The organism is Agromyces badenianii, assembly GCF_003070885.1.
Lineage (GTDB): Bacteria > Actinomycetota > Actinomycetes > Actinomycetales > Microbacteriaceae > Agromyces > Agromyces badenianii.
This window is the reverse complement of sequence record NZ_CP028913.1, coordinates 2,893,294-2,906,965: the sequence shown is the minus strand read 5'-3', so window position 1 is coordinate 2,906,965 and position 13,672 is coordinate 2,893,294. Positions and strand designations below refer to the sequence as shown.

General features: G+C 72.2%; 12 protein-coding genes. 6 read left to right on the top strand and 6 right to left on the bottom strand.

Translation table 11 applies throughout. The features are described 5' to 3' along the window. The first annotated feature begins 8 nt into the window (after positions 1-8). Both DCE93_RS13660 and DCE93_RS13655 read left to right on the top strand, forming a co-directional pair. A complete protein-coding gene (locus tag DCE93_RS13660) occupies positions 9-983 on the top strand; it encodes an ABC transporter ATP-binding protein (RefSeq protein ID WP_235825167.1) in 975 nt (324 codons plus the stop codon). A gap of 37 nt (positions 984-1,020) precedes the next feature. Further along, on the top strand, positions 1,021-1,863 hold the full coding sequence (locus DCE93_RS13655; protein WP_244284302.1) for an ABC transporter permease: 843 nt from the start codon (positions 1,021-1,023) through the stop codon (positions 1,861-1,863). 28 nt (positions 1,864-1,891) lie between these two features. On the opposite strand, the gene DCE93_RS13650 is transcribed toward DCE93_RS13655, so the two are convergent. The 5 genes from DCE93_RS13650 to DCE93_RS13630 all read right to left on the bottom strand — a co-directional run bounded on the left by DCE93_RS13650 (position 1,892) and on the right by DCE93_RS13630 (position 6,598). After that, complete coding sequence (locus DCE93_RS13650; protein WP_108596356.1) at positions 1,892-2,698, bottom strand: ATP-binding cassette domain-containing protein; 807 nt, start codon at positions 2,696-2,698, stop codon at positions 1,892-1,894. Further along, positions 2,695-3,870, bottom strand: coding sequence for a putative F420-0 ABC transporter permease subunit (locus DCE93_RS13645; protein WP_108596355.1), 1,176 nt, complete (start codon positions 3,868-3,870; stop codon positions 2,695-2,697). The genes DCE93_RS13650 and DCE93_RS13645 overlap by 4 nt, the downstream gene beginning before the upstream one ends. Further along, the gene (locus DCE93_RS13640) at positions 3,870-4,847 is read right to left on the bottom strand and encodes a putative F420-0 ABC transporter substrate-binding protein (protein WP_338027581.1); all 978 of its coding nucleotides are present in this window, start codon (positions 4,845-4,847) and stop codon (positions 3,870-3,872) included. Before DCE93_RS13640 ends, DCE93_RS13645 begins: the two co-directional genes overlap by 1 nt. A gap of 209 nt (positions 4,848-5,056) precedes the next feature. Next, positions 5,057-6,076 (bottom strand): 2-phospho-L-lactate transferase, encoded by a 1,020-nt coding sequence (gene cofD / locus DCE93_RS13635; protein WP_108596353.1) that lies wholly within the window; start codon positions 6,074-6,076, stop codon positions 5,057-5,059. A gap of 108 nt (positions 6,077-6,184) precedes the next feature. After that, complete coding sequence (locus DCE93_RS13630; RefSeq protein WP_108596806.1) at positions 6,185-6,598, bottom strand: DUF4406 domain-containing protein; 414 nt, start codon at positions 6,596-6,598, stop codon at positions 6,185-6,187. Between the two features lie 49 nt (positions 6,599-6,647). Between DCE93_RS13630 and DCE93_RS13625 the strand changes: the two genes are divergently transcribed. Further along, positions 6,648-7,406 (top strand): DeoR/GlpR family DNA-binding transcription regulator, encoded by a 759-nt coding sequence (locus DCE93_RS13625; protein ID WP_108596352.1) that lies wholly within the window; start codon positions 6,648-6,650, stop codon positions 7,404-7,406. 150 nt (positions 7,407-7,556) lie between these two features. Then, positions 7,557-9,611 (top strand): elongation factor G, encoded by a 2,055-nt coding sequence (locus DCE93_RS13620; protein ID WP_108596351.1) that lies wholly within the window; start codon positions 7,557-7,559, stop codon positions 9,609-9,611. A gap of 41 nt (positions 9,612-9,652) precedes the next feature. On the opposite strand, the gene DCE93_RS13615 is transcribed toward DCE93_RS13620, so the two are convergent. Further along, a complete protein-coding gene (locus DCE93_RS13615) occupies positions 9,653-11,062 on the bottom strand; it encodes an aminotransferase-like domain-containing protein (RefSeq protein ID WP_244284183.1) in 1,410 nt (469 codons plus the stop codon). Positions 11,063-11,330: 268 nt separating this feature from the next. Between DCE93_RS13615 and DCE93_RS13610 the strand changes: the two genes are divergently transcribed. Further along, entirely contained in the window at positions 11,331-12,179 is an 849-nt protein-coding gene (locus tag DCE93_RS13610) for a nitrilase-related carbon-nitrogen hydrolase (protein ID WP_108596349.1), read from the top strand. 28 nt (positions 12,180-12,207) lie between these two features. After that, positions 12,208-13,671, top strand: a complete 1,464-nt coding sequence (gene hydA, locus DCE93_RS13605) for a dihydropyrimidinase (RefSeq protein WP_108596348.1) — start codon at positions 12,208-12,210, stop codon at positions 13,669-13,671. Position 13,672: the final 1 nt, after the last annotated feature.

Here is a 13,672-nt window from a genome sequence, read left to right as displayed (position 1 = left end):
GCGCCGGCGTGACCGCACTCGCGATCGAGACGCACGGGCTCACCAAGCGCTTCCGTTCGCAGCTCGCCGTCGACGGCCTCGACCTCGCAGTGCCCGAGGGCGCGGTCTACGGATTCCTCGGACCGAATGGCTCTGGCAAGACGACGACCATCAGGATGCTGCTCGGCCTCGTCGCGGCGAGCGCCGGCGGCGCCCGCGTGCTCGGCGAAGACATGCCCCGCCGCGTCGACTCGGTGCTGCCGCGCGTCGGCGCCCTCGTGGAGGGGCCGGCGTTCTCGCCGTACCTCTCGGGTGCCGCGAACCTGCATCGCTTCGATGCCGCCGACCGGCGGGCGCCTCGACGGTCGCGTTCGGATCGGGTCGCGACGGCGCTCGATCGGGTGGGGCTCTCGCACGCCGCGCAGAAGAAGGTGCACGCGTACTCGCTCGGCATGAAGCAGCGCCTCGGCCTCGCGAACGCCCTGCTCATGCCGCGTCGGCTGCTCGTGCTCGACGAGCCGACGAACGGGCTCGATCCGCAGGGCACGCGAGAGGTGCGCGCCCTCATCCGCTCGCTCGCGGGCGACGGCACCACGGTCTTCGTGTCGAGCCACCTGCTCGCCGAGGTGGAGCAGGTGTGCACCCACGTCGGGGTGATGAGCGCCGGCCGCCTCGTGGCGCAGGGCACGCTCGACGAGTTCCGCGACGAGGGCGAGACGCGCGTGCTCGTGCGCACGCCCGACGTCGAGGCGGCTCGCGAGGTGTTCATCGGGTCGGGGCTCGTCATCGACGCCCCCGGCGCCGGCACCCCTGCCGCGGCCGCAGGCGAGGTCGCGGCCGCCGACGAGGTCGTGGTCGCCCGGCTCGGATCGGCCGCCCCGGAATCCGTGGTCGCTGCCCTCGTCGCGGCCGGCGTGCGGGTTCGCGGGTTCGAGACCGTGCATGCGAACCTCGAGCAGCGCTTCGTGGAGCTCACCGGCGAGGGGTTCGACGTTGTCCAGTGAGTCCACGGCAGTGGATGCCGCGGCGAGCCGGGTCGGCATCGAGGCATCCGCTGCCCGTACCGGCGGCGGCGGCATCTCGCTCCTCGGTTCCGAACTGCTGACCCTGTTCCGACGCCGTCGCACGTGGGCGCTCCTCGGCGCGCTCGCGCTCATCCCCATCCTCATCGCCGTCGCGCTCCGGGTCGCGGGCGACTCACCCGACGGCCGGGGCCCGGCGTTCCTCGACCAGATCACGAACAACGGGCTCTTCGTCGGCGTCACCGCGATCACCGTGGCGATCCCGCTGTTCCTGCCGCTCACGATCGGCGTCGTCGCGGGCGACGCGATCGCGGGGGAGGCGAGCCACGGCACGCTCCGCTACCTGCTCCTCGCCCCCGCCGGACGCCTTCGCCTGCTGTTCGTCAAGTACCTCGCCGCCGCGGTGTTCTGCGTCGCGGCGACGCTCACGGTCGTCGTGGTCGGCACCCTCATCGGCTGGGCGCTCTTTCCGATCGGGCCGGTCACGCTCCTCTCGGGGGCGACCGTCGGCATCGGCGACGGGCTCCTGCGCTTCCTCGCGATCGCCGCGTACGTGACCGTGTCACTGCTCGGCATGTCGGCCATCGGCGTGTTTCTCTCCACCCTCACGACGGTGCCCGTCGGGGCGATGGCGGCGACGGCCATCCTCGCGGTCGCCGCGCAGATCGTGGGTGCGCTGCCGCAGCTCGAGTGGCTGCATCCGTGGCTCTTCACGCACTACTGGCTCGACTTCGGCGACCTGCTGCGCGAACCGCCCGTGTGGGACTCGTTCCTCGACAACGCCGTGCTTCAGGCCGGATACGTGCTCGTGTTCGGTGCGCTCGCCTCCGGCCGCTTCCTCACGAAGGACATCCTGTCGTGACGGATGCCGCGGCTCACGCCGCGGGACGTCACACGGGTGCGCGGTTGCTCCCCGTCGCGACGCCCGAGTACGCGATGAGCGGCCTGCCCGTCGCCGGGTGCTCGAGCACCTCGGCCTCGACGCCCCAGACGTCGCGGATCAACCCCGCTTGGAGCACCGCTGCCGGGGCGCCGGCCGCGACGACCCGTCCGCCGTCGAGCACGATCACATGGTCGGCGTACGCCGCCGCGAGGCCGAGGTCGTGCAGGGCGGCGAGCACCGTGCATCCGGCGGAGGCGAGCGAGCGGAGGAGCTCGAGGCTCGTGAGCTGAGCGCGCACGTCGAGGTGGTTCGTGGGCTCGTCGAGCAGCAGCAACTCGGGCTCCTGCGCGAGGGCCCGGGCGAGGTTCACGCGTTGGCGCTCGCCGCCCGACAGTGCCGCGTACTCGCGTGCCGCGAGCGGCTCGAGCCCCAGCGCGGCGATCGCCTCGGCGACCACGTGGCGGTCTCGATCGCCGAGCCCGGCCCACGGGCCGAGGTGCGGGGTGCGCCCGAGCGCGACGACTTCGTCGACCCGCAGCTCGGGGGAGTCGTGCGTCTCCTGCTCGGCGAGCGCGACCCGGCGGGCCCGGTCGCGGCGGCGCAGGGCGGCGAGATCCCGGCCGGCGAACGCGAGCGCACCGGCATCCGCTCGCTCGATGCCCGCGATGAGGTGCAGCAGCGTGGACTTGCCGGCGCCGTTCGGGCCGAGCAGCGCGCCGAGCGAGCCCTCGGGCGCGGTGATGTCGACGTCGTCGACCACGAGGCGGCCGGCGCGCGAGAAGCGCACGCGCGAGAGATCGAGTCCGTCGGTCACGAGACCCTCCTGCGCATGAGCAGCAGGGCGAAGACCGGTCCGCCGACGAGCGCGGTGATGATGCCGACCGGCAGTTCGCGGGGGTCGAAGAGGGTGCGGGCGGCGGTGTCGGCCCAGACCAGGAACAGCGCACCGGCGAGTGCCGACAACGGCAGCAGGGCGCGATGGCGCGACCCCACGAGCAGCCGCACCGCGTGCGGCAGGATCAGCCCGACGAAACCGATGGAACCGCTCACGGCGACGAGCGCCCCCGTGAGCAGGGCCGTGCCGCCGAGCAGGAGCGTGCGGCTGCGGCCGACGTGCACCCCGAGCGCCGAGGCGGCGGCGTCGCCGAACGCGAAGGCGTCGAGGGTTCGGGCGCTCGTGATGAGCGGGATGCCGATGACGACGAGTGCGCCGCCCGCGATCGCGACCGAGACCCAGTCGGTGCCGGCGAGCGAGCCGAGCAACCAGTTGAGGATCTCGCGGTAGCTGTCGCCGGTGGCGCTCCAGAAGATGACGAGGCTCGTGATCGCGCCGAACATCGCCGAGACGGCGAGTCCGGCGAGCACCGTGCGGGTCGGCGTGAGGCCGCCGCCCACGCCGCCGCCTGCGCCTGCGCCCGCCCCGCCCTGCCCGCCTCGGCCCGCCGCCCCCGCGAGCGCGAGCGTCGCGACGAGCGCGGCGAGCGCCCCCGCGAACGCGGCGAACGGCAGCAGCAGGCCGACGCCGAGCACGATCACGACGACCGCCCCGACCGAGGCGCCAGACGAGAGGCCGAGCAGGTACGGATCCGCGAGCGGATTGCGGGTGAGCGCCTGCATGACCGCGCCGCAGAGCGCGAGGCCGGCCCCGACCGCGGCGGCGGTGAGCACGCGGGGCATCCGCAACTCCCAGACGATGCCGTCGCGCAGCGGGGTGAGGGTCGGCTCGCCGAGTCCGAGGTGCGCCATCACGCTCGCGACGACATCGGTCGGCGCGAGCCCGGCGGGCCCGATGGTCACGGCCGCGATGACGGATGCCACGAGCAGCACGCCGAGCGCGACGGCCCACGCGATCGTGCGTCCGCCCGTGCCTCGCGTGCCGCCCGTGCCTCGCGTGCCGGGCGTGCCGGCCGTGGGTGAGCGCGTCGCATCCCGCCGATCCGGGCCGGAAGCGGCCCGAACCCGACGGGAGACGACACGCTCGCTCATCAGCCGAGGGCTCCGAGCTGCTCGACGAGCGCGGCGACGGCTCCGACGTTGCGCACGCCGGCCTCGGTCGCCGGGAAGTCGACCACGAGGTATCGCTTCGCCTGCACGGCGGGCAGGGCCGCGGTCGCGGCGTTCGATTCGAGGTGCGCGATCTTCTGCTCCGCGGTGTTCCAGGCCGCATCGACGAGCACGATCACGTCGGGGTTCGCATCGACGATCGCCTCCCAGCCCATCGAGGTCCAGGTGTCGGCCACGTCGGCGGCGATGTTCTCGAGACCGGCGGCCTGCATGATCATCTGCGGGGCGCCGATGCCCGCGCCGACGAACGGCGTCTCGTCGCCCGAGCTGTACCAGAGGGCGGTGAGTCCGTCGGCGTTCGGCTCGATCGCCTCGAGCTCGGCCTGCTGTTCGGCGACGAGCTCGGCCGCGGCATCCGGAACGCCGAAGATCTCGCCGGCCTCCTCGAACTCGCGGAAGACCTCGTCGAAGGTGAGCGGGTTCGGCATGTAGCCCTCGCCCTTGCAGGCGGCCGGTGCGACGTAGCTCGCGACCCCGAGCTTCGCGAGGGTCGCGCGGTCGCCGGCGCCCTCGGCCGACAGGTTCGACTCCCAGCCGGCGAAGACGAGGTCGGGCTCGGCCGCGAGCGTCGCCTCCTGCGAGGGCACCTTCTCGGAGAGGACGTCGATGCCGGCCGCAGCGTCGGCGAACGCCTCGGGCGCCGGCCCGTCGCTGAAGGCCGAGCCGATCACGCGGTCTTCCAGGCCGAGCGCGAGCAGCAGCTCGAGGGTCGACGACTTGATCGTCACGACGCGCTCGGGCGCCGACTCGAAGGTCACCTCGGTGCCGCAGTTGTCGATCGTGAGCGGGTAGGCGGATGCCGCGGCATCCGCCTGATCCGAGGCATCCGGGTCGCCCGCCTGGGCGGTGGCGGCGCAGCCCGTGAGGAGGAGTGCGGCCGCTGCGGCGGCGACGGCCACGCCGGAACGCGAGCGATGCCGCGACGAGCGGGCAGAGAGGAGGGAACGGGTGAACGGCATGTGATCTCCGGGGGGTAGGCGTGAAGGGGTGCCGATGACATCGGCGACACGCAGCCCAATCCCGGGCCGTCACGACCGGTGAAAACACACCGGCGGTCTACGACGATCTTAGGCCGCAGCGACCCGTCTCGCGAGGGCGCGCCGCGCGTTCAGTCGAGCGGCCGTGCCGAACCGCGGCGCGCCAGGTCGAACGCCGCGCCGGCGAGGGCCGCCGAGGTGTCGAGGTCGTGCATCCAGAGCGGGGCGGATGCCGCGGTGAACCCGCTCTGCTCGAGTGCTGCCGCCGCCGGGGCATCCGCGTCGTCGACGAGCCAGGCGTCGAGCAGGCCGCCGCCCGACCGCGAGCCGTAGTGCCGGCCGACGGCCTCGGCGCTCGTCTCGACGCCGATCGCGCTGAGGCACGCGTCGGCCATGCCGCGCACGACCTTGCCGCCGATGATCGGCGAGACGCCGACGACGGGGGCGTGCGTCTCGCCGAGTGCCTCGCGGATGCCGGGCACGGCGAGGATCGTGCCGATCGAGACCACGGGGTTCGATGGTGCGACGAGCACGAGGTCGGCGCCGACGATCGCCTCGACGACCCCGGGGGCCGGCCGGGCCACGTCGATATTCCGTTGCCGGAATGCGACCGCGGGCAAGGCGGCGCGGTACCTCGTCCACCACTCCTGGAAGTGCATCTCGCGCTCGCCCGTCGGGTCGTCGGCGTCTGCGGCGAGCACGTGCGTGTCGACCTCGGTGTCGGTCGCCGGAATCAGCTGCACGCCGAGCGGCCAGCGCCGCTGCAGGCGGTGCGCCACCTCGGAGGGCGTCGCCCCTTCGCGAAGCCATGCCGTGCGGGCCAGGTGGGTGCCGAGGTCGAGGTCGCCGAGGGTGAACCACGGCCAGCCCACGCCCCACTCGCGCAGCTCGGCTGCGACGCGCTCGGTCTCGCCGGAACGGCCCCAGCCGCGATCGGTGTCGTTGACGCCCGCGAGCGAGTAGAGCAGCGAGTCGAAGTCGGGCATGAGGCGCACGCCGGCGAGCCAGAGGTCGTCGCCCGTGTTCACCACGACGGTGACGGATGCCTCGGTGCCGCCCTCGCCGTCGGGCCAGCGCCGGGCGCACTCCTCGCGCACGCCGCGCACGAAGCGCGAGCCTCCGACACCGCCCGCGAGCACCGTGATCTGCACCCTGCCACCCTACGGCCGAGTGCGAGCCCGCATCGGGACCGCTCGTATCGCACCGGACCGTGGATATCCGCGGTCCGGTGCGATACGAGTGGTCCGGCGGCAACGGAGTCAGGCGACCGGCGCGGCCTCCAGCACCGGGATCTCGTCGATCGAGCGGTACACCGGGATGCCCCTGGCCTCCGCGATGCGCACGTCCTGATCGGCGCCGTGCGAGGCGCCCTCGAGGCGCAACACGGCGTCGCAGTGCTGCAGCAGGCGGTGGGCGGTCGTGTACATGACGTCGCCCTCGACGGGCGCGGCGTCGGTGGGCGCAGCGGATGCGTCGGGGCCCGAGGCATCCGTCGACGCCACGCGCAGGATGGGCAGCGCGACCCATTCGCCGATCATCGGCACGTGGCCGCGTTCGTAGATCGGCCAGGAGGCCGCTTCGAGGCGTTCGAGGTTGCGGGCGATGCGGGCGGGGTCGCCATCGGTGCCCGAGCGGTAGGGGCCGGCGATGAGAATGAGCAGTGGTTTCGACATGTCGGCCACCATAACGTGCAAGAATGTGTAGAAACAAGGAGGAACGTGCATGTTGGCAGCGCAACGCCGTGAACTGCTGCTCGAATTGCTGCAGCGAGACGGCCGCATCGTGGCCGCCGATGCCGCGGCCGATCTGGGCATTTCCGAGGACACGATCCGCCGCGACCTCCGCGAACTCGCGGCGGCGGGCCTCTGTCAGCGCGTGTACGGGGGAGCGCTGCCGGCCTCACCGGCCGTCGAACCCTACGAGGCGCGCACCCGCATCGAGCCCGAGAGCAAGCACCGCATCGCCGCGGCCGCCGCCGCACTCATCGAACCAGGCGCGACCGTGCTGCTCGACGGCGGCACGAGCACGCTCGCCCTCGTCGGCGCGCTGCCGCGCTCGCTGCACGCGACCGTCATCACGCACAGCCCGACCATCGCCGTGGCGCTCGCCGAGCACGAGCACATCGAGTTGCAGCTCATCGGCGGCCGCGTCTACCGGCACTCGATGGTCACGTGCGGCGCGATCGCCGTCGAGGCGCTGCGCGATGTGAGCGCCGACCTGTTCTTCCTCGGCGTCACCGGGGTGCACGCCGAGGCCGGCCTCACCACGGGCGATGCGGAGGAGGCGGCGATGAAGCGAGCGCTCACACGCTCGGCCGCCGAGACCTACGTGCTCGCGAGCACCGAGAAGATCGGCGCGGCCTCGACGTACCGGGTGCTGCCCCTCGACGAGGTGGCGGGCGTCGTCACCGATGCGGATGCCGCTTCGCCGGCGATGCTCGAACTCGACCGCGCCGGAGTCAGGCTCCTCCCGGCGAGCTGAGCTGCGTGCTGACCGCCAGAGGGCTGGCGCTCACGGCGCGCCTGGTACGCGCGGCGACCGTCGTCTCGTCGGGTCGAGTCCGCAGAGGGCTGGCGGTCGTGATCGGTCGGGTGGACGATGGGACGACGCCGCACCGGCGCGGGAGGCCTCATGAACTCGGCACCGAACCCGACCCACCGGGCCGTCGCCCTCGTGGGCGGCGCGGGTTCCGGCAAGACGACCCTGCTCGAGGCGCTGCTGCTGCGCGCCGGCGCGATCCCGAGGGCGGGCAGCGTCGAGCAGGGCACCACGGTCGGCGACCACGAGCCCGAGGAGATCGCGAGAGGCATGACCCTCGGGCTCTCCCTCGCCCACCTGGCCTGGGCCGGGCCCGACGGCACCGAGCAGACCGTCACGCTCGCCGACACCGCGGGGCATCCCGATTTCGTCGGCAGCGTCGACACGGCACTGGCGGTGGCGGATGTCGCGGTGCTGACCGTGAGCGCGGTCGACGGCGTGACCGCTGGCACGAGGTCCGCGTGGGCCGCGGTGCAAGCGGCCGGCGTGCCGCTCATCGTCGTCATCACCCAGGAGGACCGGGCCCGCGCCGACTTCCGCCGGGTGCTGGAGGAGCTGCGCGTCGCGTTCGGCGAGCGCCTCGTGGCGCTCGAACTGCCGCTCGGCGAGGAGCACGACTTCACCGCGCTCGCCGATGTGCTCAGCGAGCGGGCCCTCGTCTACGACGACACGGGTCGGCATCACGACGAGCCGCTGCCGGCCGGGGCAGCCGAAGTCGAAGGGCACCGCATGCACGTCGAGGTCGCCGAGGAGATCGTGTCGCACGACGACGAGCAGCTCGAGGCGTACCTCGACGGCAGGGAGCCCGCGGCATCCGAACTCGAGCGAACCCTCGCCCGCGAAGTGGCCGCCGGCGAAGCGATCCCGGTGGTCGCCTGCTCCGCGGTGAACGACACCGGCATCGACCGGGTCGCCGACCTCGTGTGCGCCCTGGCACCGTCGGCGCTCGACCACGACAGCCGGATCGTGATGGGCGGCACCGAGGTGGCGGTCGCCCCGAACCCCGACGGCGAGACGCTGCTGCACGTCTTCCGCACCGTGGCCGACCCGTTCGTCGGACAGGTGTCGATGTTCAAGGTGCTCTCGGGGGTCGTTCGGCCGAGCGCCCGGCTGCACAACGCCACGACCGGATCCGACGAGCGACTGCACGGGCTCTTCCGTCTGCGCGGAGCCGACCACTTGCCCGCCGACGTGCTGCGGGCCGGCGACGTCGGCGCGGTCGCCAAGCTCACGGGGTCGCCGTCGGGCACGCTGCTGTGGACGCGCGTGGGCGGCAGCGCTCGGCCGGCACCGCTGCCGCGCCGCGAACCCGTGTTCGCGGTGACCCTCACCCCGGTCGCGCAGTCCGACGACGAGAAGCTCATGACCTCGCTCGGCCGCATCGTCGCCGAAGATCCGACGCTCGTGATCGACCGCACGGGAGGCGAGGCGATCCTCCGCGGCCTCGGCGACACGCACGTCGCCGTCGCCGTCGAACGACTCGCCCGCGTGTTCGGCGTGCACGTCACGACGGGGCCCGCGCCGATCGCCTACCGCGAGACGATCTCGGGCCGGGCCGAGGCCGAGGGGCGACTCAAGAAGCAGTCCGGCGGCCACGGACAGTTCGCCGTCGTGCAGCTGCGGGTCTCACCGCTGCCGCTGGGGGGCGGCTTCGAGTTCGTCGACTCCGTGGTCGGCGGAGCGGTGCCGCGCTCGTACATCCCCGCCGTCGAGAAGGGGGCACGCGACGCCCTCGCGGCTGGTGGGCCGCAGGGGCATCCGGTCGTCGACGTCAGGGTCGAGCTGGTCGACGGCAAGTCGCACTCGGTGGACTCCTCCGACATGGCCTTCGGCACGGCCGCCTCGATCGGGGTGAAGGCGGCGCTCGCCGAGGCAGGCACGGTGCTGCTCGAGCCCGTGTCGCTCGTCACGGTCACGGTGCCGAGCGAGCTGCAGGGCACGGTGCTGACCGATCTCTCCGGCCGTCGCGGGCGGGTCAGCGCCACGGAGGCCGCCGACGATGGCCGGGCTCGCATCGTGGCGAGCGTGCCGGAGGCGGAGCTCGGTCGCTACGTGCTCGACCTGCGCTCGATCACGGGCGGGCGGGCCGAGCTGACGATCACCCCCGACCACTACGCGAGGATGCTGCCGGGCGCCGTCGATCGGTGAGGCGCCCGGTGCGCTGGGCCCCGCCCGGTCGACGTCCGCGGTCAGTACCCGCCGGCAGCGACGTGGTGAGCGGCCGAGGCGAGCGCGTCGGCGATCTCGTCGGTGCCGTCGCGCAGCATGCCGACGGTCACGCGCACGAAGTCGCCGCCCGCGCGCGTGCGGGCACCGTTCGCGGCCTCGGCGACATCGGATGCCGCGAGGAACGGCGTGCCGGCCGCGACGCGCACGCCGGCGGCCGCGAGCTGCACGAGCGCCGAGCGTTCGCTCAGCACCGGCATCCACAGGTTGATGCCGTCGGCCGGGGCGACGGCGACCCCCCGGGCGCGCAGTGCGTCGCCGAGCGCACGCTGGCGGGTGTAGTACTGGCGGCGCGCCTCGGCGACGGCGTCGATCGAGGTGCCCTCGGTGAGCAGGTCGAGCAGGATCGTCTGCACCATGCGCGAGGTCCATCCCGGACCGAGCATACGTCGCGCGACGACGCGCTCGACGAGGTCGCGCGGCCCGCCGAGCGCGGCGATGCGCAGGTCGGGTCCGTGCGACTTCGAGAAGCTGCGAACGTGCACCACCCGGCCCGGCAGTGCACCGCCGAGCGACACGTCGCCCTCGGTCGAGATGAGCCCCGAGTGGTCGTCTTCGACGACGACGAGGTCGTTGACGTCGGGGGCCGAGCGGATGACCCGGGCCAGCGCCACGGCCCGCTCGGCGTTCATCGAGGCGCCCGTGGGGTTCTGCGCCCGCGGCTGCAGGAGCACCGCGACCGGGCGCCGCAGGAGGGCTCGCGCGAGGGCCTCGGGCACCATGCCGTGCTCGTCGAGCCGCACCGGCACGGGCTCGGCGCCGAGCACCTCGAGCAGGTCGAGGAAGGGCGGGAACCCCGGGCTCTCGACCACGACGCGGTCGCCGAAGCGCACGAGCTGCTCGAGCGTGCGCGAGATCGCGTCGAGCGCGCCGTCGACCACCATGATCGACTCGGCCTCAGAGGGCCAGGATGCCTCGAGCACCGCCGCGAGCGCGGGGATCACCGGTTCGGCCTGATAGCTGCCGGTCTCGGCTCGGGCCGACACCCGCGACAGCGCGGGGCCGAGCGCCGGCAGGAGCAGCGGGTCGGGCGTGCCGCGTGAGAGGTCGAGGCGCACCGGGTCGTTCGGCGCCGCCATGCCGCGCATGCGCGGGGCGAGCCAGCCCGGCGAGAGCGGGCGCACGAAGCTGCCCGCCCGCCCACGCGACTCGATGAGTCCGGTGCGCGAGAGCGCCTGCCAGGCCTGGCTCACGGTGGCGGGGCTGACCCCGAGTTCGCTCGCGAGCTCGCGCACGGTCGGCAACCTGGTGCCCGCGGCGAGCTCGCCGGAGTTCACGAGCCGCGCGATCACTCCCGCGATGCCCCGGGGGCTCGGCTCGGGGAACTCGGCGAGCGCGATGAGCGCCGCGCCGTCGACCCGAACATCGGTCACCTGAAATCCATTCGCACGAATACCTGACACGACCATTGCCTCCTCACGACACGAGGGACAAGATAAGTAACCACAACGTCACAGTGTGAAACACAAGAGAAATGTTCACGCCGAACAATAACAGAACGGGTCGCGAGTCCCGTTCGAGCGCTCCGGACGACGACGTCCGCGGCACCCCCCCCTCGGCGTCACAGCACCACCCGGTGAGCACCTCTGTTCCACGCCCATCGAGTGCACGGCAATGGCGCCGACCGACTCAGGAGGCAATATGACGATCGTCCGAGCGGCCATCACGCAGACGACCTGGACCGGCGACAAGGAGTCCATGCTCGACAAGCACGAGCAGTTCGCCCGCGACGCGAAGGCGCAGGGCGCCCAGGTCATCAGCTTCCAGGAGCTCTTCTACGGGCCGTACTTCGGCATCACCGAAGACGTGAAGTACTACGACTACGCGGAGCCCGCCGACGGCCCGATCGTGCAGCGCTTCGCCGCGCTCGCGAAGGAGCTCGGCATGGTGATGGTGCTGCCGATCTACGAAGAGGAGCAGCCGGGCGTCTACTACAACACCGCGGTCGTCGTCGACGCCGACGGCACGATCCTCGGCTCGTACCGCAAGCACCACATCCCGAACCTCGACAAGTTCTGGGAGAAGTTCTACTTCCGCCCCGGCAACCTCGGCTATCCCGTGTTCAACACGGCCGTCGGTCCGATCGGCGTCTACATCTGCTACGACCGGCACTTCCCCGAGGGATGGCGCGAGCTCGGCCTGAACGGCGCGCAGATCGTCTTCAACCCGAACGCCACGAAGCCGGGCCTCTCGAACAGGCTCTGGGAGATCGAGCAGCCGGCGGCTGCCGCCGCGAACGGGTACTTCGTCGCCGCGGCCAACCGGGTCGGCCTCGAAGACAACGAGTACGGCGATCTCGCCGTGAACTTCTACGGCAAGAGCCAGTTCTGCGACCCGCAGGGCAACATCGTCGGCGGCTACGGGTCGGAGAGCGACGAGGAGGTCGTGGTGCGCGACCTCGACCTGGACATGATCCGGAAGGTGCGCAACGCCTGGCAGTTCTACCGCGACCGCCGACCCGACTCGTACACCTCCATCCCGAAGCCGTAAGTCCACGAGCCACGCCAAGGAGCGAAACGTGACCACCACCCTCATCACCGGCGGCACCGTCGTGAGCGCCACGGGCCGGGCCGCTGCCGATGTGCTCGTCGACGGCGAGACGATCCGTGCGGTGCTCGAGCCCGGCGCCGCCCTGCTGGGCACGGATGTCGCGGCATCCGTCGACCGGGTGATCGACGCCACCGGCAAGTACGTGATCCCGGGGGGCATCGATGCCCACACCCACATGGAGCTGCCCTTCGGCGGCACCGCAGCGATCGACACGTTCGAGACCGGCACCCGGGCCGCCGCCTGGGGCGGCACGACGTCGATCGTCGACTTCGCGGTGCAGACCTACGGCCAGCGCATCGAAGACGGCCTCGCCGCCTGGCATGAGAAGGCGGCCGGCAACTGCGCGATCGACTACGCGTTCCACCAGATCGTGGGCGATGTCAACGAGGCCTCGCTCGCATCGCTCGCGAGACTGCCCGACGAGGGCGTCACGAGCTTCAAGCTCTTCATGGCCTACCCGGGCGTCTTCTACTCCGACGACGCGCAGATCCTGAAGGCCATGCAGGTCTCGCGCGACACGGGCATGCTCACGATGATGCACGCCGAGAACGGACCGGCGATCGACGTGCTCGCGCAGCAGCTCGTCGAGCAGGGCAAGACCGACCCGTTCTACCACGGCATCGCCCGGGCGTGGGAGATGGAGGAGGAGGCGACGCACCGCGCGATCATGCTCGCGAAGCTCACGGGGGCACCGCTCTACGTCGTGCACGTGTCGGCGAACCAGGCGGTCGAGCAGCTCGCCTGGGCGCGCGACAAGGGGCAGAACGTCTACGGCGAGACGTGCCCGCAGTACCTCTACCTCTCGCTCGAAGACCAGCTCGGCGCGACGAGCGAGGAGTGGAGCGCCTTCGAGGGTGCGAAGTGGGTCTGCTCGACGCCGCTCCGATCTCGCGAGGAGGGGCACCAGGACTCCATGTGGCGGGCCCTCCGCACGAACGACCTGCAGATGGTCTCGACCGACCACTGCCCCTTCTGCATGAAAGACCAGAAGGAGCTCGGCCTCGGCGACTTCCGCAAGATCCCGAACGGCATCGGCTCGATCGAGCACCGCATGGACCTCATGTACCAGGGCGTCGTCACGGGCGAGATCACCCTCGAACGCTGGGTCGAACTCACGAGCACGACGCCCGCGCGCATGTTCGGCCTCTACGGCCGCAAGGGCGTCATCCAGCCGGGGGCCGACGCCGACCTCGTCGTCTACGACCCGAACGGGCACACCTCGATCGGCATGCCGGTCGACGAGGCCGGCAGGCCGACGGGCAGGAAGCACCACATGAACATGGACCACGCCGCGTGGGAGGGCTTCGAGATCGACGGTCACGTCGACACGGTGCTCTCGCGCGGCAAGGTCATCGTCGACGACGACCAGTACCTCGGCGCCAAGGGCGACGGCCGCTTCCTCGCGCGCGGCCTCAGCCAGTACCTCATCTAAG